A 23632-nucleotide genomic window follows, 5' to 3' on the forward strand; every position below is an offset into this window, starting at 1 on the left:
CCATAAGCACAAACTTTTCTCGTCAAATTAGATGACAACATCCGCAAAAGTTGTTTCTATTAATGTAATTGCTCCTTCTTTCATAAGGGTACAATCAATAATCCATACACACTTCTCCTTCCAAAATTTTTCGCGAAATAGCTCTATTTCCGTCTTATTTTTCATCTTCGCATGCCATTCATTCAAATCGATAACACTTACTTTAGATAAAAATATTTTAGGTAATGTACAAATTACTTGCGTGGGGATAGGTATTATCTTTTCTTTTTGACTATTACTACACATTCTTTCCTCCTTAAAATTAGAATGGTTGAATACGAAATGATAATCATTCACTTCTATGTAATAAGAAATCATGGGAGTGTTCATTTGTATTGTATCGAACCATGCAACACGATAAATTCCCTTTTCTTTTGTTTTAGGGGCTATAAGAAGAAAAATATCATTTACATCTGGAGATTTCACATTATCTCTCGTTTCCTTAACATATTCCCATAAACAAATTGGAATTTGGCACGAATCATTACATATTGAATCTTGCACAGGAGATCCAAAGAAAATCGTAATAAAAGTAAGTAACTTAATCATAGTTTCTATTTCATTATGTTATAATCCTTTTTAATCCATTCTATTAGCTTTTTCTCGCTTTCATGTAATGCTTTATACATATCAGAATCCTCTAATCCTATATAAACAAAGTATTTAGCCAAATATTCATCACATCCAAAAACTTCCTGTATCCATCGATGATACAATGGATCTTCTAGCATTTGTTTATGTTCATCCTCATTTGTACCTTTTTTGGCCAGTACTAAATGATACCATTCATGTAATGCAATTAGACAATATCCATTCCAACTATATTTGCGAATTTCTTCTTTCTTTACAAATATTCTTACCAAAGAGTTTTGTCTATAAACAACTACCGGAAATTCTTGTACCATTAAACTTTCATATATCTTGATCTGAAAAGTTACTTCTAAATTAAATTTTATTTGTATGCCTTCAAATGCCATTTCGAATGAATCTCGAAAATTACCTCCAGCTGGAGCCAATATATTGGCACGCCCTTGTAAGGGAGCCACTTTTTGCTCACTTTCATATTCAATATTATCAGGAATACTTGTACATTTCCAAATTAAATTAATTGATAAAATGAACATCATTATCGGTACACATTGTTTCATAATACCAGTCAATTTACATCTTCCATTTCCGTTATTACTGTCCTCTCACAAAATTAAAGAAAAAATAATATAAATCAAAATCTATTTTCAACTTAGAGTTGAAGGGAATTATATAAAAAACGAAAGGGGCTTAACGCCCCTTTCTATCTATTCTCTATCTCTTCTTTCCGGTCTCGGACCTCTGTCATGGCGAGGACCTCTATCCTGTCTTGGGCCGCGGTCTTGACGATCTCCGCGATCCTGACGATCACCACGGGGACGATCGTTTTGTTGCTCCATCCCTTCGGGTTTCGGAAGCAACACTTTCCGGGAAAGTTTGAACTTACCGGTTTTAGGATCTATATCGATCAATTTCACGCGAACTTTATCACCTTCTTTCAAGGCATCTTCCACTTTTTCAATACGTTTGTGATCGATTTCAGAAACGTGCAGCAATCCGTCTTTACCGGGCATAAATTCAACGAAAGCACCGAATGCAGTGATCGTTTTCACGACACCTTCATAAACTTCCCCGATCTCCGGCTTGCTAGCGATAGCTTTGATACGGGCAACCGCGATCTCGATAGCCTCGGCGTTGCTGGCAGAAATATCCACGATACCTTGATTACCCACTTCTTCGATAACGATAACGGCACCAGATTTCTCTTGAATATCTTGAATAATCTTTCCACCGGGACCAATGATAGCACCGATCTGGTCTTTATCCACCGTGAGAGTCACCATACGCGGAGCATGCGGTTTCAACTCCGGACGAGGCTCAGGTAAGGTTTCTTTGATAATATTCATGATATGCAAACGTCCCTGTTTTGCCTGCTCCAAAGCTTTCTCCAGAATCTCGTAAGGAAGTCCGTCAACCTTGATATCCATCTGGGTAGCGGTGATTCCATCCACGGTTCCGGTTACCTTGAAGTCCATATCCCCCAAGTGATCCTCGTCACCCAAGATATCCGACAACACGGCATATTTTTCATTATCGGTAATCAATCCCATCGCGATACCCGTTACCGGTTTCTTGATTGGAATACCGGCATCCATCAATGCCAATGTCCCGGCACACACGGTAGCCATGGAAGACGAACCGTTAGATTCCAAAATATCCGAAACGATACGCACGGAGTAAGGATAACCATCCGGCAACATACGCTTCAACGCGCGGTGAGCCAAATTTCCATGACCTATTTCACGACGTCCCACACCGCGGGAAGGCTTTGCCTCACCTGTAGAGAACGGCGGGAAATTATAGTGCAACAAGAATTTTTCTTTTCCTTGTTCCGTGGCTTCATCAATAATCTTTTCATCGAGTTTGGTTCCCAGAGTAACGGTAGCCAATGCCTGTGTTTCACCGCGGGTAAAGACAGACGATCCGTGAGGTCCGGGTAGAGGACCTGCCTCACACCAGATAGGGCGAATCTGATCGGTAGTACGACCGTCCAGACGCAAACCCTCGTCCAAAATCATTCTACGTACAGCTTCTTTCTCCACGTCATGATAATAACGACCGACAAGCATCTTCTTCGCCTCTCTCTCCTCTTCCGGAAGAGATTCCAAATACTCATCTTTCACCTGAGTGAACAATCTCTCGCGCAAATGTTTATCCGCGTTGCACTGGCGGGCCATAGCGTAAGCCTTGTCATAGCATTTAGCCCAAATATCTTTACGAAGTTCCTCGTCATTCACTTCATGACTGTAAACCCGCTTCTCTTTACCGACAGCTGCTGCCAATTCCTCTTGCACCCGACAATGATCTTTTATAGCCTCGTGAGCGAAGATAATAGCCTCCAGCATCTCTTTCTCGGACACCTCGTTCATCTCACCCTCCACCATCATGATATTCTCGTAAGTAGCGGCAACCATAATATCCAAATCAGCCGTCGCCAATTGGCTTCTGGTCGGGTTGATCACCAACTCGCCATCCACACGAGCTACACGAACTTCGGAAATCGGTCCGTGGAAAGGAATATCACTCACGGCGATAGCGGCAGATGCAGCCAACCCTGCCAAACAATCCGGCATCGTCTCGGCATCGCCCGAATACAATGTTACCTGCACGAAAGTCTCGGCATGGTAATCATCCGGGAACAAGGGACGCAACGCGCGGTCTATCAAACGGGATACCAGAATCTCGTAATCGGAAGTTCTTCCCTCCCTGCGAGTGAATCCCCCGGGGAAACGTCCCAAAGAAGCGAACTTTTCTTTATAATCCACGGACAAAGGCATAAAGTCCACGTCCGGACCTGCATCCTGTGCAGAAACAACCGTAGCCAGAAGCATCGTATTGCCCATCTTCAACATAACAGCCCCATCGGCTTGTTTGGCGAGCTTTCCGGTCTCTAGCGTAATTACCCTACCATCTTTCAGGGTAATGCTTTTTTCAATTACATTCATAGAAATAATAATACTGTTAAAATATAAAACATTTTAACGGAATTCTTTAAGATAAAAGGAGGAGGAGGGGAGGATTTTAATAAAAAGACGATCCGGGCAATCCGGATCGTCCGGTATGTAATTACTTACGTAAATTCAATGCTTTCACGATAGCACGATATCTCTCGATATCTTTCTTCTTCATGTAATCAAGCAACGCTCTACGTTTTCCAACCAGTTTAATCAAAGATCTTTGAGTAGCGAAATCTTTGTGGTTTTTCTTTAAATGCTCGGTCAAATGAGCGATACGGTAGGAAAATAAAGCTACTTGTGACTCAACAGAGCCGGTATCTTTATTAGACTTCCCGTACTGTGAAAAAAGTTCTTCTTTCTTTTCTGATGTCAAATACATGATGTTCAGTTCTTTAAATTTAAAAATTATTTTAACGCCGCAAAGATATACTTTATTCCGACATCAAACAATCTTTTCCATCCCTTTTTGTATTTTTGTACTCAAAATTACAACGACATGATCAGAAAAGGGAAAACACTAATATACTTCATCATGCTATTCATTCCGGCTCTCGCGTTCGGGCAGAAAGCCAAGATTGCGTTCGAGAAAAACACGATCGATGCGGGTCTGGTACAGGAAACCGGAGGGAAAATCACGTATAACTTCAAATTCGTGAACAAGGGCAAAGCACCGTTACTAATAAAATACGTGGAAACGACTTGTGGATGTACTGTTCCAAAATGGAACCGCCGTCCGATCCTGCCACAGGACAGCGGAACCATCTCCGTGGTCTTCAACCCGAAAGACCGCCCCGGTACCTTCTCCAAGAAAATTATCGTGTACACCAATGGCACCCCGCCCAATCTTGTCTTAAAATTAAACGGAGAAGTCGTGGGCAAACCCGCGGACATAGATAAAGAATATCCCTTCACAGCGGGAGAGTTACGCGTCAACACGGATACCATCTCCATAAACCAATTAAAAACAAAACAACAAATCGTGAATATGATCAATACCGGCAAAAAAAATATATCCATTACATCCATCGTCAAACCCGACTACCTAGAAGTAGATTACACCCCCTTCACCATGGAGAAAGGAATGATCGGCAACCTCATCATCCGCTACACCGGAAACGAGAACACCGCGTTCTCTCCCGCCGATCGACTTGTAATCCAAACCAGTCAAGGCGAGAGCTTCAACTTCTCCCTTGTTTATTAATCATTTTCAATTTTGCATTTTCAATTTTCAATTAGTATGGTTTATCCTGAAAATTTCGAGACAAAAATAAAATTCGACAAAATAAGACAACTTATCAGCAACAACAGCCTGAGTGACATGGGACGTGAGCTGGTAGACAATATCACGTTTTCATCCAACGCGGACTGGATTCGCACCTCACTCTCCGAAACAGCGGAATTTACACGCATCTGTCAGGAAGAAGAGAATTTCCCGGTATCTTATTATCACGATGCCCGTCCTTTTCTCGCTCGCGTAAGAGTCGAAGGGCTATTTCTGGAAGTAAACGAACTGGTAATACTAAAAAACTCGCTGGAATCATTGAACGCCATTACCCGTTTTTTCAACAACAAACAGGAACAATACCCTTCACTGGTCGCTCGTGCCGGGGACATACGTGTATTCCCGTATATATTGCAGCGTCTGGATTCCATCGTTTCCAAATTCGGCACGATAAAAGACTCCGCCTCCCCCGCTCTCGCGAATATCCGGCATAGTATCACCAAAAAACAATCCGGAATATCCCGCCGCATGCAAGCCTTATTGCAGAAAGCACAGGAAGAGGGCTGGGCGGACAAAGACACGAACATATCCATCCGTGACGGCAGAATGGTTATTCCCGTTCCCGCCGCCTACAAACGAAAAATAAACGGTATCGTGCATGACGAATCGACAACCGGAAAAACATCATATATCGAACCCACGGAAATCATCGAAACCAACAACGAGATCCGGGAGTTGCAATTAGAAGAAAAACGGGAAATCACCCGTATCCTCCGCCAGTTCGCGGATGACATACGTCCCTATATCGACGACTTGATCCCGGCATACGATTTCATGGCTTTCGTGGACTTCGTTCGCTCGAAAGCTCTTTTCGCCATTCGGGTAAACGCTATCGTACCCGTCTTCGAGAATCGTCCCGAGATGTTATGGTACAAGGCAAAACATCCCCTGTTATACCTTAGTTTAAAAGCCAACGGCAAGGAAGTCATACCTCTGGATATCGAGATCAACGAGGAACAACGTATCGTCCTAATCTCCGGCCCTAACGCCGGGGGTAAATCCGTTTGCTTGCAAACCGCCGGACTCTTGCAGTACATGTTCCAATGCGGCATTCCCGTACCCGTGGAAGAATCGAGTAAATTCGGGATATTCCGCAAGATACTTATTGACATGGGTGACGAACAATCACTCGAAAACGATTTGAGTACATATAGTTCCCATCTGGTGAACATGAAAAATTTCGTGCGTTACGCGTCAGACGATACATTAATCCTAATCGACGAGTTCGGAACGGGCACGGAACCCATGCTGGGAGGAGCCATTGCAGAAGCAATACTGAACGCTTTGAACCAGAACCAAGTGAAAGGAGTTATCACTACCCACTATACTAACTTGAAGCACTTTGCCTCCTCTGCCCCGGGCATCGTGAACGGTGCCATGTTATACGATTCCCACCGGATGCTTCCCTTGTTCCAATTGGAAATCGGCAAACCGGGTTCCTCTTTCGCGTTCGAGATAGCCAAGAAAATAGGGCTCCCGAAGGAGATTCTCGACGATGCCGCCGGCAAAATCGGGGAAGACAGGGTCAACTTCGACAAGCACTTGAAAGAAATCCTACGGGACAAACGGTACTGGGAAGAAAAACGGAAACGCATTCACGACAACGAAAAACGCCTTGAAGAAGTGCTGGAACGTTACAAGAAAGAACTGGATGATGCTTCCAAATTAAGAAAAGAGATCATCAAGGAAGCGCAGGAAAAAGCAAAGGAAATCATATCCGGTGCAAACAGCACGATAGAGAGAACCATCCGGGAAATCAAGGAAAGCCAAGCAGAAAAAGAGCAAACGAAATTGGCAAAGGCAGCCTTTGAAGAAGAAAAACAACGCCTACTCGCGGAAGAACAAGGCGAAGAAGAACGTCTTCAAAAGAAGATCGAGAAACTGAAGAACCGGGAAAAGAAACGTCAAGAACGGGGAAAACAACCGCAAACCGCCACGCCGGAACAAGAAACCCGAAAAACACTCGCGCTCAATAAAGGAGATCTCGTGCAACTTGACAATAAAGCTATCGGCGAAATTATCGAAATCAATGATAAAAGCGCCGTGATTGCCCTAGGCGGACTGATGACAACCGTGAAAACGGAACGTCTAACAAAAGTATCCAACAGCGTGGCAAAAAAAATAGCACAAAGCAAGCCGCGGCAAAGCACCTCGTCCTATCTGGAAAACATCAGCCAGAAACGCATGGACTTCAAGCCGGAAATTGACGTCCGCGGGTTGCGGGGGGACGAGGCTCTCATGAAAGTAGCCGAATTTATAGACTCGGCTGTCATGCTGAACATGAAAGACTTGCGTATCCTGCACGGGACGGGTACCGGTGCCCTTCGGCAGATTATCAGGGATTACTTGAGAACGAATCCCGTCGTCGGTCATTGCGGGGACGCACATGTGCAAATGGGAGGCTCAGGAATCACGGTTGTCAAACTGGATATCTGAAAAACACGCCAAACTAAAATAGTGGACACGAGAGAACCAAATTTCTCTCGTGTTTAAGTCAAAATAAGTTAAATAATAAATATATTTGACATACGCAACTTATACTTGATTAATACCAACTCCTATTCAATTCCCATTCAACTCCCATTCATCCCCTATTACAAAGGCAAAATAATAGAATTTAAATTGAATTTAAATAAAATTTAATAATAGCAAAATACATGGTATAACTATAGTCTATTCTAGCCCGATAACTGAATTGGACAGAAATTCACCTCGAACAAGGAAGAAAAACTGTAAAAATTTTTTGACAAGAGTTTATCTTGCATTTTTGAAATAAGCATATACCAATATACAGTATTATCATGACCAATAATAATAAAGTTATTGATCATACCGTGAACACGGGAATTCTACATGAAAAATCAACGACTTAAATCTTTCTTTTTTTCAAACATTTTTTGCATGATTCGGTCATATTCCATATCATCCAATTCCACTTCCAACATGACTTTCCGTTTGGAAGAAGTCGTTTGTAACTCATTCACACGGTCTGCACCAATAACTTTATTCTCCTCTCCTAAACACTCCGAAAATACGCGAAACAGATCGACATTCAACACCATGCAAATTTGATACAACAGATGTGTATCAATTGATTGACGCTTGAAAAGATTGTACACAACTGTCCTCTCCTTATTAATCATCCGAGCGAATTGACTGATACTCAAACCACTCTTCTCAAATTCTTGCCTTATTATCTCTCCTATATCTAATTTCATGGAATAAAAATACGAGAATTATACAGACAAAAGAACCGCCATATGTATTATATAATCACAAAAATGTTGCACAATTCTTGCATAAGTAAATTTTATACCATACTTTTGTAAAGTTAATACAACAATTCACTTGTTATTGTATAAATAAACCTATAGAATTATTCAATGTTTAATAAAAAAAGTGTTATGAGAAAAATTGGTTTACTAGTTGTTTTAATAACTATGGTAATGTTCTCTTGCGTGGACGACAAAGAATCTGCAACAGTTGAACAAATGCGTACGGCAAAAACTGCATGGTTGCAAGCTCAAGCCGAAATGATAAAAGCACAAGGCGAAGCCCAAAAGATTTTAGCCGAAACAGAGAAATTAAAAGCGGAAAATGACGCCAAAAACGAGGCTGCACGTATCGAAATAGAGAAATTGAAAGCCCAAGCTGAAGCCGCGAAGACCGAAGCCGAGGCTGAACAAATCCGTGCAGAAATCGAGAGAATCAACCAAGAAGTGGAGCAAGCTCGTTTGGAATTCGAATACCAACAACGGTTGAACGAACTGGAATACCAAGTAGCCGAGGCAAAAGCCGCCTACAAATTACAAGAATTCCAAAACAAATTAAACCAAGCTATCATCGATGGCAAATTAAACTCGGGACTTATTGAAGTGTACAATCAATACACTTCAGCATTAAATAAGTTGCGCGGTGCAGAACTTAAAGTTTCCCAAAAACAACAGGAAATTGCCACGAAAGAGAAAACGATTAACAGCGGTTATGATGGCTACGTGAAAGGGCTGCAAACAGAAATTGCCACAGCACAAAAAAATATCGAGGAGGCTAAAGCAGCACTGGAAACATGGATGGAAAACAACACAGATGTGACTAAAGACGAAGCATCTAAAAAAGTTGAAGAATTAAACGCCCAAAAAGAAGCGTTGGATAAAAAATACAGCGATTTAACCTTAAAATTAATCGACTTACAAGCCGACTAAAGCAAATTGCTTGCAGCGCTAGATGCAGCTAAAAAAAATCAAAGCAACGCTAACAATGCAAAAAACAAAGCTGGAGAAGAGCTAGAAAAGGCAACCCAAGCGTACGAGGATGCTGAAAATGGTCTAAATTCAGCTAAACAAGATATCATCAACGAGTTCCCGGAATTTGAATACGGGGTTACTACCAATATCGAGAAAAAACAAGCAGAGTTAGAAAAAGCAACCGCCGAAACGGCAAAAACATTAGCAGAAGCAAAGGTTGCTTTAGAAAAAGCAAAGACCAGTATTCCGGAATTATTCGCCACCAAAGAAAATGCTGAAAAAGCTGTTGAACCTATTCAAAAGGAAGCAGAAAGATTGACAAAAGAATTAGCTGAAGCAACGGAGGAAAAAGCTGTTTGCGAGGGGAAACAAGCTGCATTGAAAGAAAAAATGGAAACAGAAAAAGGCGTGTATGACAACCATCTCGCCGAAGTAAAACGGCTAACCGAGCTTTTAAAAGACGAGTCATTAAGTGCCGATGAAATCGCCGGATACCAAAGAGAGTTAAAAATCGCAGAGGAACTGGCAGCTGAAACAAAAATAACTTACGATGCCGCTAAAAAAGCGCACGACGACAACGAAGCCGCACTCAAAGAAGCAAAAGATAGCATCGAAGAGTTAAATAAAGAAATCGAGAAAAATGCAAAAACTTTAGCTGAAGCAGTGGTTGCAATGGAAAAAGCCGAAAAGACTTACAACGACACGATGGAAGCCGTGAAAGAGGGCGGTGAATTGCAAAACAAGATCGCAATAGCGGAAAGTAACGCTAATAACGCAGAAGAAGCTGAAGCTAATTTCAAAGAGAGACTAGAGGCTGCCAACAAAACTCTTACCGATTTCTTAGCTGATAAAGAAAAAGCAGAGAAAGCTTTTGCCACTGCCGAAGAAACTTTGGAAGCATCCGTAAAAGCTGTTGAAGATGCAGAAAAAGCAATAGAAGATTCTGAATACTCGGCTATCAAGAAAGAAAGAGAGAACATCGAGAGTGAAAAAGCTGTTTACGATGCCTTAATCACTGAATACGAGGAGTTAATCAATGATGGTTCTCTGACAGAGTACAAGGAAAGTATCGAAGCTAAAATCAAAGAGTGTAACGAAAATATCGCCACATACACTGAAACCATTGAGGAAAATCAAGCCCTAATCAAAGAATTCGAAGCAGCAGAAGAGGCTGAGAAAGACGAAATCGTTAATAATGGTCATGAAACCTTGAGGAATGAAATTGCAATACTTGAACAAGAAATCAAGAACCTGCAAGAAATCATCGTATATAACCAAGCAGAAGTTGACCGTTTGAAAGGAGTTATCGACTCTTTGGAAGAAGCCGAATAAAAATACTGACGAACACATCATCGGGCGTTAATCGCCCGATGAAAACAAACACTATTCTAATATGTTAAAAAGAGTATTGACAATTGCCATCATCATGACGGGTTCGGTTCTGCTGGCGAATGCACAAGAGAAGCAAGAAGATGTCACCCCGAAGAAAGGAGACAAGGCAGTTTCCTTGAACTTGGGCGTGGGTTCTTTTGTCGGCATGGAAGCCCCGGCTCCGAATCTAAGCAGCTACAATATCTCTGCACCTCAAACCAGCTGGTTTGACAAACAGCTATCCTTGAACTTCGAGTTCAAATGGATGTTTGCAGAGAAATGGGCATTGAAAGCGATGGGAGGATTCTCGTTCAAAAACAACCCCGAGTACAAAGCCGTTCCCGGCAGTAGCACCGAGGGAAAATTTGAAGAAGGGGACGTCCCGGATTACAAATTCGTAACCTCGAAAGATAATTTGAAATATTCCGTGGTACTCGGGGCTGAACGTTACGTGAAAACCAAATACAATAAGTTATTTTTCCGCTACGGGGGTGAGTTCGGGTTTTCCTACGGACGCCAAACGGCAAAAGCCGACGACGAATCTTACTTGGGTAAATCCGTCGGGGAAGCATTCGGCTACCGGGTAGCCGGGGTGACCGGCTTCGATTATTTCGTTTCGAAAGCATTTTTCATTTCAATCGAAATACGCCCGTTGGCATACGACTACACGGTGTACAATATTCGCCCGCAAGTCGGATTAAAACTTCTATCTTCAGACAGACACGGTATCGACTTTTTGTCTAACCCAATGTTGAAAATCGGATTCCGATTCTAACAAATTATATTGCAACCAGAACGTACGGGAGTCTTTCCCGGGAGTAGCAGAGGATGTTTTGACACATCCTCGCTCTTTTATATAAAATATAGCTGACAAAAGATTTTTTACCGGGAAAAGAGTAATATTAATCTGACACGATACAGGCGGCAGAGTCACCATTTCGCAAACGAAATTCCCCAAAGCGATTATGTAGAATATTATTTGTATTTCTAAATTAAATGTTATAATTTTGCGTCGTACGAGTGTTTAGCCTAGTTTTGAAAATATCATGTATCGGATTCCTTTCGAAAAGCCAAGTAGAAAGAGGTATTCATACATTTAAAATATTTGAAAATGCAACCAGCTCGGAGAGGCCGGACAACTCTTCGAGATATTGAAAGGGATACCGAGTGTATCCCTTTCTCCTTTTTTCTCCCGCCGTGCATAATTATTTTCAGCTTTTGCATAATTATAGTGGTGATTTATAAGGTTTATCATTCATTATATCGTATTTTTGTCATGTAATCAAAAAAACCAATTTATGTCTAAGATTGTTGAGGTAAATGTTCAATCCGAAATCGGAAAACTGAATGGAGTTATCCTCCATACACCAGGCGAGGAGGTAGAAAACATGACTCCTGAAAACGCTGAGAGAGCGCTCTACAGCGATATTTTAAATCTATCAATTGCACGAAAAGAATACAAACAGCTCAGTGAAGTCTTGGGTAAGATCACGAAAACTTATCAAGTAAGAGACTTGCTGACGAACATTTTAAAGGACGATGCCATCAAGTTGGAAGTGCTCAACCGCATCGAAAAAATAGAACCTTTTATCGCGGAAGAAACACCCAAAGGTTCGATCAAGGATAAATTATTGGATGAAGATGCAGAAGATTTAGCCCGTTTACTCATCGAAGGGGTGGAAATGAAACGGGACACGTTGACCAAATTCCTGAATAAAGATTGGTATGACCTGCGTCCGTTGCATAATTTCTTCTTCACTCGCGATGCATCCATGAGCATGTACAACGAGGTACTCATCGGCCGCATGGCAAATGCAGTACGTGATCGTGAAGCCGTGATTATGCAGTCTATTTTTGATTTCACCCCCGGGTTCAAAACACGCACCCTTAATTTGAACACGACAAACGACCCCACCCGCAAATTAACAATCGAGGGAGGTGACGTTCTGATCGCTCGTGACGATATTTTAGTAATCGGTAACGGGGCACGTACCACCACTCGCGGTATCGATGCACTGATGTATAACTTCATCAACCGGAACGAAGATAAAGTACAACATATTCTGGTACAGGAATTACCCCATTCTCCGGAATCATTCATCCACTTGGATATGGTATTTACCTTCTTGGATAAAGACAAATGTATGGTTTACGAGCCCCTGATTATGAGCCCGGGCAACTACCAGACCGTGCATATCAAGATTCAACACGGCAAATTAATCAGTATCCGCAGGGAGAAAACCTTGTTACATGCGTTGAAAAAACTGGGAATGGACTTGGAGCCCGTGTATTGTGGCGGCGAGGACGAAACTTGGAACATGGAAAGAGAACAATGGCACAGTGGTGCAAACTTCTTCTGCGTGGCACCGGGTAAAGTCATCGGTTACGCTCGTAACAATTATACCGTGGAAGCCATGAGCAACGCCGGGTTCGAGATTATCCGCGCTTGTGACGTGATTAGCAATAAAGTAGATTTAAAGAACTACAACAAATACATGCTTACCATTGAAGGTTCGGAACTTCCCCGCGGAGGAGGAGGTGCCAGATGCATGACCATGCCGATCAACCGGGATGAAGTAGAGTGGTAAAGAAATGAAAAAAGCCTCCGTTCGGAGGCTTTTTTCATTTCTCCCCGATATATAAACTGGCGATTCCGAACGTCAACCGTTGCTGAGAAACATTAGCATAACCGGAACGACGCATGATTTCCAAGAACTTCTCTCCTTGAGGGAAAGCGAATACCGAAGCCGGCAAATACTCGTAAGCCTTCCGGTTACCGGAAATAATCCCTCCCACGAAAGGCAGTATATTTCTGAAATAAAAATTGTATAGCTGTTTCATAGGAAATCTTTCAGGCGTGGAAAATTCTAAAATAACCACCTTTCCCCCGGGACGCAACACCCGGCACATTTCCGTCAACCCCTGCTCCAAGTGCTCGAAGTTACGTACGCCGAAAGCCACTGTCACGGCATCAAAAGTATTATTCCCGAACGAAAGATTCTCACTATCCCCGTACTGGAAATCGAGTTGGTCTACCAGTCCCTTGTTTTTCGCTTTCTCACGGGCAACAACCAACATATTCTCGGATATATCCGCCCCAACCACACGCTTCACGCCATGCTTCAATGCCTCGATAGAAAAATCACCCGTACCGCAAGCGATATCCAACACCAGCTCTTTCCGCCCGGCTCCTACCACTTTCATCGCTTTTCTCCGCCAACGTTTATCAATCCCCATAGATAACAAGTGGTTCAACAAATCATACTTGGGCGCAATCCCGTTGAACATCTCCTGTACCTTTTCTTTCTTTGCCATTATTTTTTCATTTATTTCAACGGCGAAAATAATCAATTTTTAGCTTCTAAAACAATAACCGCCTGTATAACTCAAAACAAAACATGTATAAAGTACACACGAAAAAATCGTGAGAACCCTTTGCAGAGAGTCCTCACGACACGAAATATAAACTCAAATCAAAACCTCCGAAAGTATAGTTATTTGCTCGATGTACCGCTTTCCAGAATACTGACAATCGAGAACAGGGAAAAGCATATCGCTCCCAAACCGATCAGTACACGCGAAGGTACAAAGAAAGCGTTATCCAGTGACGCCTCTTCAAAAAGGAAGGCTCCCAAGAAAAGAGCAAACAAAGCTGTCATGACCGGAATCAAAGGTATCCGGTTCGCCAATTTACATTCTTGACGCCACACCTTTGCCAATAAAAGAACCTTACTGGAAATACTGAAACAAACCAGCCCGAGGCCAATCAAGATAAAACCGGTAGTATTCACGGGAGCCGCTGCAGCCAACAACTCTACAATTCCCCCTACAATACAGATAGTCCCCATGAAAAATACCAGTCTAGGCCAATTTTTTCTATCTTTTTCCCCGTAATCATTCCTGATCTGACGGGAAATACTTGCAACCAAACCAATCAGACTCGTGCATATACAAGCCAAGCCCGCCATGACACTCCCGGCAACCAGATGGTCGCCCTCGGAAGCCCCGGACAACAAAACAATAGCCCATACCCATGCCACCAAAGCCAGCACGATAGTGATTCCAATCAGCGTGGATTCCGTCGTCGCTGAAAAACCTGCCGGGTTAATTTTATCGCTCGTCCCGTGGGAATTTCCCGGAATCAATGTAAATTTAGTCGATGAAGTCGCCGCCGTCGAGATACAACCGGCAATTAATGCCACCCCGCAAATCACGTGCCCCGGCACGAACATATTCTGCGGTTCCGCTATGTTCAACAAAGTGATCCCCAAAATCATAGTACCCAAAGCAAACAAATACCCCATGGCAGGCAACAAATACTTCGCCACAGGATTATACGTGTGGATCAACTGACGAATGATCGTGGCAGCCGTGGCATAAAGGGCTAAACAAAGAACTCCTAATGAAAACACGACCGGCCCTGCCACCCAACGAGCTTCATCATTCCCGTAACCGAAAATATACCCCCCGAAAAAGAAGCAAATCAACGCCATCAATAAGGGAATTAAACGAAACAAAACACTAATACCGTAATTCATAAGCAATTCATTTTAATACCTATGCATATACGGCGATTAACATATTCGGTTAACCCGTTTCTTTGAAAATTATATTAAAAAACCTAATCATTCAGTACCTTCCACAACATATCTTTCAACTCCGTGATGCCGCTTCCCGTGACGGAAGAAATAAAAACGTAAGGAATATCCGGCAAGTCCTGTTCTATTTCCGCCATGAGTTCCCGGTCTATGAAATCGGACTTCGTGATTGCCAGCAATCTTCTTTTATCCAACAATTCCGGATTAAATTGCTTCAACTCGTTCAGCAATATCCGGTACTCCTCGTGAATGTCCTTACTATCACACGGCACCATAAATAATAATACCGAATTTCGCTCGATATGACGCAAGAATCGCAATCCCAATCCTTTACCAAGGTGAGCCCCCTCAATGATACCGGGGATATCCGCCATAACAAAAGAACGATTATCCCGGTAATTCACGATTCCCAAGTTCGGTACCAACGTTGTAAAAGGATAATTGGCAATCTCCGGTTTCGCTGCCGACACCACGGACAACAAGGTCGATTTTCCGGCATTCGGGAATCCCACCAATCCCACGTCGGCAAGTACTTTCAACTCCATAATCACGGTACGCTCCACGCGCGGTTCCCCGGGTTGCGCATAACGAGGTGTCTGATTCGTGGCAGAACGGAAATTCCAGTTTCCAAGACCACCTCGTCCTCCGCGAACGGCAATAGCCGTTTCACCGTCCCGGGTAATCTCACAAACCGTTTCACCCGTGTCCGCATCCCGAGCCACTGTCCCGAGAGGCACGTCCACGATTACATCTTCCCCGTCCGCCCCTGTACACAAATTACCGCTTCCACTCTCCCCGTCGCCCGCGAACACGTGACGTTGGAATTTCAAGTGAATCAATGTCCAATAATTACGATTCCCACGCAAAATCACGTGACCGCCGCGTCCTCCATTTCCCCCGTCAGGCCCGCCTTTAGCGGAACGCTTATCCCGGTGCAAATGCATGGAGCCCGGTCCCCCGGCTCCGCTACGACAGAAAATTTTCACGTAATCGACAAAGTTCGTTGATGCCATCCTTTTTTATTTTAGATTTATGATTTATGATTTTAGATTCCAAATTAAAAATGACATCATTCACTCGTCATTTTCAATTTTCAATTTTCAACTTTCAATTGTATACAAGTCCGGTAGATTCCGTCCCACCCCATCGTAATCCAAGCCTCGCCCGACCACAAAGTCGTTTCCCAAGGCAATGCACGTGTAATCAAGAGTCAAGTCATACCTCAAAGCCCCCGGCTTATAAAACATAGCCGCAATCTTCACTTGTTTCGGGTTCCTCTCCTCCAACATACGCTTTAAGTATACCATAGACTCTCCCGAATCTACCATATCTTCCAAAACCACGACAGTACGTCCGGCAATATCTTCTTTCAAACCTATCAAGTTCTGCACGTTTCCGGAAGAAGCAAGCCCGTCATACGAGGCAATCTTCACGAAACTGATTTCTGTCCCTTCCACCGTGATTTTCTTCAGCAAATCGGACACGAACATAAAAGCCCCGTTCAGAACACCAATAAACAAGGGAGATTCCCCTGCCAAATCCTTATTCATTTGTCGGGCAACCCGGTCTATCGCCTGTTCAATCTCCTCTGCCCCGAGCAATAACCGGAAATCCCGGTCATGCAGCCTGATTGTTTTCATATCACAAATATTTCTCCCGAATGACTGTTTTCCGTCTTCGGACTCGTTTTTTTATTTAACTTTGCGCAAAAGTACAACTTTGAATTTAAAATCCGGTAAAAATATGGATCCAAAAGTAAGTATTATCATGGGTAGCACTTCTGATCTACCCGTTATGGAAAAAGCCGCGAAAGTATTGAATGACTTTTGCATACCTTTCGAAATCAATGCTCTTTCCGCTCACCGCACGCCGGCAGAAGTGGAAGCCTTCGCCAAAGGCGCTCGCGAACGGGGCATCGAAGTTATCATCGCCGGAGCCGGAATGGCAGCACACCTGCCGGGTGTTATCGCCGCCATGACTCCCGTCCCCGTTATCGGAGTACCCATCAATGCCTCCCTCGACGGTATGGACGCCCTCTTGGCTATCGCCCAAATGCCCCCGGGCATCCCTGTCGCCACCACAGCCATCAACGGAGCCATGAACGCCGGAATATTGGCAGCACAGATTCTTGCCGTGGGTGACAATGCATTAAAAGCGAAAATCGTTGATTTCAAAGAATCCTTGAAAAAGAAAATCGTTGACGCCAACAATGAACTGGCAAAAGTAAAATACGATTACAAGACGAATTAAGGAGGTGTGTTTTACACACCTCTAGTCTATAAAAGACGAACCTTCGGTTCATAAATACTCTTGACTTTATGACATGATGGACTTTATAGACCTTACAGACCAGAGGATGTGTTTTGCCACATCCTCTTATTAATCGTACTTGATAAAATTCACATTTTCCCCATTTTTATAAGTTATAACTTATAAATTTCATATCTTTGGATATGCGGCTCCAAAGTCGTCTTTCATACCAATAACCTAAACTTCCAAAGATGTGTAGAGCAGTACTTTTCTGTATATTTCTATTCATGCTCCCTGCCATTCTTCACTCGCAGGAAATCACGGATATAGAGAAATTATTGCAAGACAATGACGTGGAAGCTTCCGAAGCTTATTATGAAGATATCGTGGCAACCCTTTTGAATCTGTCCACAAACCCTATAAATATTAATTCCGCATCTTTCGATAGCCTGAAAATGCTCTTTTTCCTGTCAGATGCACAGATTGACAATTTACTGGAATTTCGGGAAAAGCATGGTGCTTTCATGCACCCGAACGAGATTCTATTGGTTACAGGTATCGGCACTAGAGATTTAGAAAACATCAAACCCTTTATCCGCATCGGGGATTACACTCCCGGTACACCCCGCCTTCCCCGATTGCACCACGAGATACTGGCTCGCGTCAAAACCACACGCCCGAAACAAGCCGGTTACAAGCGATACAGCCGAGATGCATTCATTTATGAAAAAGATTACCTCTCCAAAAAAAGAAACCGTTTCCAAGGTCCGCCCGTAAGCACCTTGTTAAAATACAAAGTTACCGCCGGAAACCGCTGGCAAGGGGGTATCACCCTCGAAAACGACGCGGGAGAGAATTATTTCACGAAAAACCAGAAAACCGGATTCGACTTTCTCTCCGCCCACCTCTGCTACACGCCCGGTAATACCATTCAAAAAATATGCGTCGGAGATTATAAAATACAATGGGGACAAGGATTAATCGCGTGGGGCGGATTCTCTACCGGCAAATCATCCGCTTCGCTGAGTAACGAAAAATCAGGAAACGGCATCATGCCCTACTTCTCCACCGACGAGAATCGCTTTCTCCGGGGTGGCGCCATCAGCTTACAACCTTTTCGGGATATGACAACAGAAATATTCATCTCCTACAAAAAGACCGACGGCAACCTCCTCGACACGGATACATTGACCACGGAAGCCTTACGCACAGCCACACTCTATCAAACAGGTTATCACCGCAACGCACTGGAATCAGAGAAGAAACACACGCTGAAAGAATTTACAACCGGACTCTCCGCCCGCTTGAATCACCGCTACTTTCGAACGGGAATACAAATTCTATATTACAATTTCACCCCCGCTCTCGCCATCGGGCAATCCACTTACCAACAATACAACGACCGGGGACGCCATCGCACCCTCATCAGCATCGACTATAAAACAGGAGCCCGCCACTGCTTTCTATTCGGGGAAATCGCCCGCGGCAACAATGGCTCATGGGCAACCATCAACGGATTGCGTTACACGGGTTTCCGCCCCGCGGCACTAAGCGTCATTTATCGCCGATACGATAAAGACTTCCGCTCCCATTATAACAGCGGATTCGCCGAATACTCGAATACCTCCAACGAAGAAGGCATATACGCGGGACTGGAATGTACACCTTTCCGCGACTTGAAACTTAACGCGTACTACGACCATTTTCGTTTCTTCGCGCCCCGTTATCAAGCAACACTCCCCGGTTCCGGAAACGAGGTCTCGGGTGAAGTCACCTACTCCCGTCCCCGCTGGGAATGTAGCCTGCGTTTCAAACACGAGGGGAAACCGGAAGACTACAAAGCAGAAAAAATCATCTCCGTCACTCGCGTAAAACAAGAATACAGACTCCAATTCTCCTACATCCCCAGTGAATGCCTGAAACTACAAAGCCGTGCCACCTATGTCCGCTACGCGAAACAAGAGAAAAAAGAGTCCGGTTTTCTCGTTTATCAAGACATTGCCTATACTTCCCGCGAAGAAAACGTTAAAGCCCAGTTTCGTTTGGCATACTTTGATACAGACAGCTACAATGCCCGCGTATACGCCTACGAACATAACGTACTTTACGGGTATTCTTTCCCGGCATACCAAGAACGGGGCGTACGTTCCTACTTGAATCTGAATTGGAAACCCGTCCGCCGCATCACGCTATACCTCAAAGCCGGCGTAATCTATTATCCGGACAAAACGATTATCAGCTCCTCTTTGACACAAGTGGACGACAACAAATTATTCGATTTTACTTTCCAAGTTCGAGTCAGAATATAACAAACCGGACTCACACCCCTGTATGTCTTCCCCTCAACACCCGTTCCACATCTTCCAACCCGTACCCCTTGGCAATCAACAACACAATATAGTGATACATTAAATCCGCCGCCTCGTTCAAGAACAATTCTTCGTTATCATCCTTCGCTTCTATCACCAGTTCAACGGCTTCCTCTCCCACTTTTTGAGCGACCTTGTTAATACCCTTGCCTATCAATCTTGCCGTGTACGATACCTCCGGGGAATCATTTTTACGTTTTCGCAAATATTGTTGCAAATAATGCAGAAAATCACTCTCCCGGTTGACCTCGCCCCAACACGTATCGCTCCCCGTGTGACAAGTAGGTCCGGCAGGTATCGCTTTCACCAACAACGAGTCATTATCACAATCAGCGAGTATCTCTTTTACATTCAGGAAATTACCACTTTCCTCCCCCTTCGTCCACAAGCGTTGACGGGAACGACTGAAAAAACACACTTTACCCGAATCCAACGTTTTCGCGACAGACTCCGCGTTCATATACCCTTGCATCAATACCACCCGGGTTTCGGCATCTTGCACGATTGCCGGAATCAACCCGTTCACATCAAATTTCAATTTTTCCAATGCTATCATCTCTCTTTTTATTTTTAACGTACAACAATTCCTTTCTCTTTCAAATAACACTTCAACTCCGGTATCCCGACCTGTCCGAAATGGAATACCCCTGCCGCCAGCACGGCATCCGCCTGTCCGCGAACAAACGCGTCATAAAAATCCTCCATACACCCCGCTCCCCCGGATGCGATAACCGGAACCCGCACCATTTCACCCAGTCGAGCCACGGCATCGCAAGCAAAACCTTGATGTGTCCCGTCATGGTCCATCGACGTGAACAAAATCTCACCCGCACCCCTCTCCTCTGCCTCCCGTGCCCACGAGAAAAGCTCCCGTTCCGTCGCCAAACGACCGCCATGACTATATACCTGCCAACCATTCGCCCCTTGTTTCGCATCAATCGCCACCACCACACACTGTCGCCCGAATGCCTCCGACAACCGATTAATTAAACCGGGCTCAGTCAACACACTCGAATTTACAGACACCTTATCCGCACCTTTCCGCAACAACACCTCGACATCTTTTTCCGATGATATTCCTCCCCCCACCGTAAAAGGAATATTCACCGCACGAGCCACTCGTTCCACCCATTCCGCCATCGTCTTCCTCTTGTCACAACTCGCCGTTATATCCAGAAATACCAACTCATCCGCCCCCTCTTTCGAATAACGCTCAGCCAGTTCCACGATGTCCCCCGCGTCCCGTAAATTCTCGAAATTCACCCCTTTTACTGTCCTCCCGTCTTTTACATCCAGACAGGGAATTATTCTCTTTGCTAAAAACATACCAATTTATGATTTACGATTTAAGATTTATGATTTAAGATTCACGATTTATGATTTTTCCCACGAACTAATAATCGTAAATCGTAATTCATAAATCATAAATTAATTAAATTTTCCCTTCATACAACGCTTTCCCCACTATGACCTCTGTCACTCCCACACCTGCCAACGCCTTCACGTCTTCTTTTGAACTCACTCCCCCGGAAGCAATCACCGTCAATTCCGGGAAACGGGTCACCAACTCTCGGTATAAAGGCAATGCCACACCCGCCAACATCCCGTCCCGCTCTATATCCGTGCACATCAAATATTTCAACATGGGACGGTACCATTCTACCAATTCAAATACCGTTGTTTCCGTTCCGCATTTCCACCCGTTGATATACACCTGCTCCCCGCGGACATCCGCACCTACAATCACCCGCTCCCGCCCGTACCGTTCCAACCACAGCGTAGTTTTCCGTCTATCTTGTTGTGCCATACTCCCCAAGCAAACAAATGAAGCCCCGGCATCAAACACCCGGCAAATATCATCCTCCCCTTTTATCCCACCACTAAAATCCACCCGTAAACGTGTATGCTTACATATTCTTTCCAGCACATCGACATTCACGACACGAGAAGCCGCCGCCCCGTCCAAATCCACGAGATGCAACCTCTCCATTCCCGCCGCTTCAAAACGTCGTACAGCCTCCAACGGGTCATCGTAATAAACCTTACTCCTGTCATAATCTCCCTGCATCAAGCGCACACACTTCCCCCCGATAATATCTATCGCCGGAATAATCGTTATCTCCTTTTCCATATCACTCACCATTTTAAAAAGTTCTCAAGTATTCGTGCCCCCGTTTCAGCAGACTTCTCCGGATGAAATTGACATCCCCAGAAATTATCCTTTCGGATAGCGGCACTAAATTCCCGCTGATAATCACACGCTGCAATCGTATTTTCACACACGGGTACATAATAGGAATGCACGAAATAAACCCTCTCACCCTCGTTCACTCCCGCAAACAACGGACTCCCCAACTCCCGAATCCCGTTCCATCCCATGTGCGGCACCTTGCTCTCGCACCCGAATTTCCGCACCCGTACAGGAAAAATACCCAACCCGTCCGTGTTCCCCTCGTCCGAAGCCTCACACATCAATTGCATCCCCAAACATATCCCCAGCACCGGTACCCGTAATGACGATATTACCGTATCCAGTCCGCTCTCTTTTAACTGGCGCATCGCGGCAGCAGCCTGCCCCACCCCCGGGAATATGACCTTATCCGCCGCCCGTATCACTTCCGCATCGGCACTACACGCCACCTCATATCCCAACCGCCGCACCGCCGTTTCCACCGAGAATAAATTTCCCGCACCGTATTCTATGATAACAACCTTTCCCATTTATGATTTATGATTTAAGATTTACGATTTATGATTAAAATATTAGTTCATGAAAAATTGAGAAATTCCTCAATCAAAAATCTTCAATCATAAATCATCAATTAATCAGTCTATTAAACTCTTCGTCGACGGCAACTCTCCCCCGTCCTTCTGTTCCACCGCCACACGCAAGCAACGCCCGAAAGCCTTAAAAATAGCCTCAATCATGTGATGTGTATTCTCTCCCTTCGCCGTCACATGCAGATTACACTTTGCCGTCTGGCAAAAAGAAGCGAAAAAATGTTTGGTCATCTCTGTCGGGAAATCCCCCACGTACTCCCGGGTAAACACCGCGTTCCATTCCAACCAACCCCGTCCCCCGAAATCAAGCAACACCTCCGCTTTCGCCTCATCCATGGGTAAAGCAAAACCGTACCGCCCAATCCCCTTCTTACTCCCCAACGCCTCGGCAAAACAACTCCCCAGCACGATAGCCGTATCCTCTATCGTGTGATGTTCATCGACCTGCAAATCCCCCTTCACGGCAACAACCAAATCAATTCCCCCGTGGCGTGCAACCTGTTCCAACATATGGTCGAAAAAAGCCAATCCCGTCCGTACATCCCCTTCTCCCGAACCATTCAGGTCAAGCGCAACCTTCACATCCGTTTCCGCGGTCTTTCTTTCTTTTACTGCCCGGCGACTGCCTTTTTTCAAAAAACGGACAATCCTTCCCCAAGAACCAGTACACAAAGCCACGGGTAACCCCTCCGGAACCTCCTCGCCCAAATAAATTCCCCGTATTCCCATGTTTTTCGCCAACTGCATATCCGTCACCCTATCCCCTATCACGTAAGAATACTCTCGCTCCAACCCATCACCCAAATACTTCTCCACCATACCAATTCCCGGTTTTCGACGAGGGGAGCCCTCTTCCGGCATACTCTCGTCAATAAGAATCTCGTCAAACACCACGCCTTCACCCGCCAACGTCCGTAACATAAACTCATGAGGCGGCAAAAAAGCCTCCATCGGGAAACGCTCCGTCCCCAAGCCATCTTGGTTACTCACCATAACCAACCGATAATCCGTATCCCTCGCCAACTCCCGCAAAGCCCCGATAACTCCCGGCACAAATTCCAATTTCGCCATACTATCCACTTGAAAATCACCGGACGGTTCTTTGATAATCGTTCCATCCCTATCTATAAACAAAATCTTCTTCATAAACCAC

The 23632-nt window shown here is 44.4% G+C and carries 22 protein-coding genes; 8 read left to right on the top strand and 14 right to left on the bottom strand.

The window, feature by feature from the left end; genetic code table 11:
* Window positions 1-27: 27 nt before the first annotated feature.
* From ACK8P8_RS10130 to rpsO, 4 genes are all read right to left on the bottom strand, one after another.
* Entirely contained in the window at window positions 28-588 is a 561-nt protein-coding gene (locus ACK8P8_RS10130; protein ID WP_303178722.1) for a hypothetical protein, read from the bottom strand.
* Between the two features lie 5 nt (window positions 589-593).
* A complete protein-coding gene (locus tag ACK8P8_RS10135; protein ID WP_303178721.1) occupies window positions 594-1187 on the bottom strand; it encodes a hypothetical protein in 594 nt (197 codons plus the stop codon).
* A gap of 147 nt (window positions 1188-1334) precedes the next feature.
* Window positions 1335-3572 (bottom strand): polyribonucleotide nucleotidyltransferase, encoded by a 2238-nt coding sequence (pnp, locus tag ACK8P8_RS10140; RefSeq protein ID WP_369858867.1) that lies wholly within the window; start codon window positions 3570-3572, stop codon window positions 1335-1337.
* A 121-nt stretch (window positions 3573-3693) separates the two neighbouring features.
* Entirely contained in the window at window positions 3694-3963 is a 270-nt protein-coding gene (rpsO, locus tag ACK8P8_RS10145; RefSeq protein ID WP_099293740.1) for a 30S ribosomal protein S15, read from the bottom strand.
* A gap of 117 nt (window positions 3964-4080) precedes the next feature.
* Between rpsO and ACK8P8_RS10150 the strand changes: the two genes are divergently transcribed.
* Both ACK8P8_RS10150 and ACK8P8_RS10155 read left to right on the top strand, forming a co-directional pair.
* Entirely contained in the window at window positions 4081-4785 is a 705-nt protein-coding gene (locus ACK8P8_RS10150; protein ID WP_303178716.1) for a DUF1573 domain-containing protein, read from the top strand.
* A gap of 36 nt (window positions 4786-4821) precedes the next feature.
* Complete coding sequence (locus ACK8P8_RS10155) at window positions 4822-7302, top strand: endonuclease MutS2 (protein ID WP_369858868.1); 2481 nt, start codon at window positions 4822-4824, stop codon at window positions 7300-7302.
* A gap of 425 nt (window positions 7303-7727) precedes the next feature.
* On the opposite strand, the gene ACK8P8_RS10160 is transcribed toward ACK8P8_RS10155, so the two are convergent.
* Window positions 7728-8084 (bottom strand): helix-turn-helix domain-containing protein, encoded by a 357-nt coding sequence (locus ACK8P8_RS10160; protein ID WP_176555135.1) that lies wholly within the window; start codon window positions 8082-8084, stop codon window positions 7728-7730.
* Window positions 8085-8270: 186 nt separating this feature from the next.
* On the opposite strand from ACK8P8_RS10160, the gene ACK8P8_RS10165 reads away from it, so the two are divergent.
* From ACK8P8_RS10165 to ACK8P8_RS10180, 4 genes are all read left to right on the top strand, one after another.
* The gene (locus ACK8P8_RS10165) at window positions 8271-9068 is read left to right on the top strand and encodes a hypothetical protein (RefSeq protein ID WP_410025827.1); all 798 of its coding nucleotides are present in this window, start codon (window positions 8271-8273) and stop codon (window positions 9066-9068) included.
* A 6-nt stretch (window positions 9069-9074) separates the two neighbouring features.
* Window positions 9075-10442, top strand: coding sequence for a coiled-coil domain-containing protein (locus ACK8P8_RS10170; protein WP_410025829.1), 1368 nt, complete (start codon window positions 9075-9077; stop codon window positions 10440-10442).
* Between the two features lie 61 nt (window positions 10443-10503).
* Window positions 10504-11256, top strand: coding sequence for a BT1926 family outer membrane beta-barrel protein (locus ACK8P8_RS10175; RefSeq protein ID WP_099293748.1), 753 nt, complete (start codon window positions 10504-10506; stop codon window positions 11254-11256).
* Window positions 11257-11779: 523 nt separating this feature from the next.
* Window positions 11780-13069, top strand: a complete 1290-nt coding sequence (locus ACK8P8_RS10180; RefSeq protein WP_099293750.1) for an arginine deiminase — start codon at window positions 11780-11782, stop codon at window positions 13067-13069.
* Between the two features lie 34 nt (window positions 13070-13103).
* Here the strand turns inward: ACK8P8_RS10180 and ubiE are convergent, their stop codons facing one another.
* The 4 genes from ubiE to ACK8P8_RS10200 form a co-directional block, all read right to left on the bottom strand.
* A complete protein-coding gene (gene ubiE, locus ACK8P8_RS10185) occupies window positions 13104-13796 on the bottom strand; it encodes a bifunctional demethylmenaquinone methyltransferase/2-methoxy-6-polyprenyl-1,4-benzoquinol methylase UbiE (protein ID WP_369858870.1) in 693 nt (230 codons plus the stop codon).
* 179 nt (window positions 13797-13975) lie between these two features.
* Window positions 13976-15019: a DUF2776 family protein gene (locus ACK8P8_RS10190; RefSeq protein WP_369858871.1), complete on the bottom strand. Its 1044-nt coding sequence runs from the start codon at window positions 15017-15019 to the stop codon at window positions 13976-13978.
* 83 nt (window positions 15020-15102) lie between these two features.
* A complete protein-coding gene (gene obgE / locus ACK8P8_RS10195) occupies window positions 15103-16092 on the bottom strand; it encodes a GTPase ObgE (protein WP_099293756.1) in 990 nt (329 codons plus the stop codon).
* 87 nt (window positions 16093-16179) lie between these two features.
* A complete protein-coding gene (locus ACK8P8_RS10200; protein WP_369858872.1) occupies window positions 16180-16719 on the bottom strand; it encodes a phosphoribosyltransferase in 540 nt (179 codons plus the stop codon).
* 103 nt (window positions 16720-16822) lie between these two features.
* Between ACK8P8_RS10200 and purE the strand changes: the two genes are divergently transcribed.
* Complete coding sequence (gene purE / locus ACK8P8_RS10205) at window positions 16823-17329, top strand: 5-(carboxyamino)imidazole ribonucleotide mutase (RefSeq protein ID WP_099293760.1); 507 nt, start codon at window positions 16823-16825, stop codon at window positions 17327-17329.
* 251 nt (window positions 17330-17580) lie between these two features.
* Window positions 17581-19638: a helix-hairpin-helix domain-containing protein gene (locus tag ACK8P8_RS10210; protein ID WP_369858873.1), complete on the top strand. Its 2058-nt coding sequence runs from the start codon at window positions 17581-17583 to the stop codon at window positions 19636-19638.
* 10 nt (window positions 19639-19648) lie between these two features.
* On the opposite strand, the gene hisIE is transcribed toward ACK8P8_RS10210, so the two are convergent.
* From hisIE to hisB, 5 genes are all read right to left on the bottom strand, one after another.
* Window positions 19649-20254 carry a bifunctional phosphoribosyl-AMP cyclohydrolase/phosphoribosyl-ATP diphosphatase HisIE gene (gene hisIE, locus ACK8P8_RS10215; protein WP_369858874.1) on the bottom strand — a complete coding sequence of 202 codons (606 nt, stop codon included), beginning with the start codon at window positions 20252-20254 and terminating at the stop codon, window positions 19649-19651.
* A 14-nt stretch (window positions 20255-20268) separates the two neighbouring features.
* The gene (gene hisF / locus ACK8P8_RS10220) at window positions 20269-21024 is read right to left on the bottom strand and encodes an imidazole glycerol phosphate synthase subunit HisF (protein ID WP_369858875.1); all 756 of its coding nucleotides are present in this window, start codon (window positions 21022-21024) and stop codon (window positions 20269-20271) included.
* A 106-nt stretch (window positions 21025-21130) separates the two neighbouring features.
* A complete protein-coding gene (gene hisA, locus ACK8P8_RS10225; protein ID WP_369858877.1) occupies window positions 21131-21829 on the bottom strand; it encodes a 1-(5-phosphoribosyl)-5-[(5-phosphoribosylamino)methylideneamino]imidazole-4-carboxamide isomerase in 699 nt (232 codons plus the stop codon).
* A gap of 5 nt (window positions 21830-21834) precedes the next feature.
* Window positions 21835-22419, bottom strand: coding sequence for an imidazole glycerol phosphate synthase subunit HisH (hisH, locus tag ACK8P8_RS10230; RefSeq protein ID WP_369858878.1), 585 nt, complete (start codon window positions 22417-22419; stop codon window positions 21835-21837).
* 105 nt (window positions 22420-22524) lie between these two features.
* Window positions 22525-23625: a bifunctional histidinol-phosphatase/imidazoleglycerol-phosphate dehydratase HisB gene (gene hisB / locus ACK8P8_RS10235; protein WP_369858879.1), complete on the bottom strand. Its 1101-nt coding sequence runs from the start codon at window positions 23623-23625 to the stop codon at window positions 22525-22527.
* Window positions 23626-23632: the final 7 nt, after the last annotated feature.

It is taken from the genome of Butyricimonas muris (genome assembly GCF_046365375.1).
In the GTDB taxonomy this organism is placed as follows: domain Bacteria; phylum Bacteroidota; class Bacteroidia; order Bacteroidales; family Marinifilaceae; genus Butyricimonas; species Butyricimonas muris.

Bases quoted from the DNA above. Each gene is read 5' to 3' on its own strand.
- ACK8P8_RS10130 (WP_303178722.1), bottom strand. From the start codon at position 588: ATGATTAAGTTACTTACTTTTATTACGATTTTCTTTGGATCTCCTGTG.
- ACK8P8_RS10135 (WP_303178721.1), bottom strand. From the start codon at position 1,187: ATGAAACAATGTGTACCGATAATGATGTTCATTTTATCAATTAATTTA.
- pnp (WP_369858867.1), bottom strand. From the start codon at position 3,572: ATGAATGTAATTGAAAAAAGCATTACCCTGAAAGATGGTAGGGTAATT.
- rpsO (WP_099293740.1), bottom strand. From the start codon at position 3,963: ATGTATTTGACATCAGAAAAGAAAGAAGAACTTTTTTCACAGTACGGG.
- ACK8P8_RS10150 (WP_303178716.1), top strand. From the start codon at position 4,081: ATGATCAGAAAAGGGAAAACACTAATATACTTCATCATGCTATTCATT.
- ACK8P8_RS10155 (WP_369858868.1), top strand. From the start codon at position 4,822: ATGGTTTATCCTGAAAATTTCGAGACAAAAATAAAATTCGACAAAATA.
- ACK8P8_RS10160 (WP_176555135.1), bottom strand. From the start codon at position 8,084: ATGAAATTAGATATAGGAGAGATAATAAGGCAAGAATTTGAGAAGAGT.
- ACK8P8_RS10165 (WP_410025827.1), top strand. From the start codon at position 8,271: ATGAGAAAAATTGGTTTACTAGTTGTTTTAATAACTATGGTAATGTTC.
- ACK8P8_RS10175 (WP_099293748.1), top strand. From the start codon at position 10,504: ATGTTAAAAAGAGTATTGACAATTGCCATCATCATGACGGGTTCGGTT.
- ACK8P8_RS10180 (WP_099293750.1), top strand. From the start codon at position 11,780: ATGTCTAAGATTGTTGAGGTAAATGTTCAATCCGAAATCGGAAAACTG.
- ubiE (WP_369858870.1), bottom strand. From the start codon at position 13,796: ATGGCAAAGAAAGAAAAGGTACAGGAGATGTTCAACGGGATTGCGCCC.
- ACK8P8_RS10190 (WP_369858871.1), bottom strand. From the start codon at position 15,019: ATGAATTACGGTATTAGTGTTTTGTTTCGTTTAATTCCCTTATTGATG.
- obgE (WP_099293756.1), bottom strand. From the start codon at position 16,092: ATGGCATCAACGAACTTTGTCGATTACGTGAAAATTTTCTGTCGTAGC.
- ACK8P8_RS10200 (WP_369858872.1), bottom strand. From the start codon at position 16,719: ATGAAAACAATCAGGCTGCATGACCGGGATTTCCGGTTATTGCTCGGG.
- purE (WP_099293760.1), top strand. From the start codon at position 16,823: ATGGATCCAAAAGTAAGTATTATCATGGGTAGCACTTCTGATCTACCC.
- ACK8P8_RS10210 (WP_369858873.1), top strand. From the start codon at position 17,581: ATGTGTAGAGCAGTACTTTTCTGTATATTTCTATTCATGCTCCCTGCC.
- hisIE (WP_369858874.1), bottom strand. From the start codon at position 20,254: ATGATAGCATTGGAAAAATTGAAATTTGATGTGAACGGGTTGATTCCG.
- hisF (WP_369858875.1), bottom strand. From the start codon at position 21,024: ATGTTTTTAGCAAAGAGAATAATTCCCTGTCTGGATGTAAAAGACGGG.
- hisA (WP_369858877.1), bottom strand. From the start codon at position 21,829: ATGGAAAAGGAGATAACGATTATTCCGGCGATAGATATTATCGGGGGG.
- hisH (WP_369858878.1), bottom strand. From the start codon at position 22,419: ATGGGAAAGGTTGTTATCATAGAATACGGTGCGGGAAATTTATTCTCG.
- hisB (WP_369858879.1), bottom strand. From the start codon at position 23,625: ATGAAGAAGATTTTGTTTATAGATAGGGATGGAACGATTATCAAAGAA.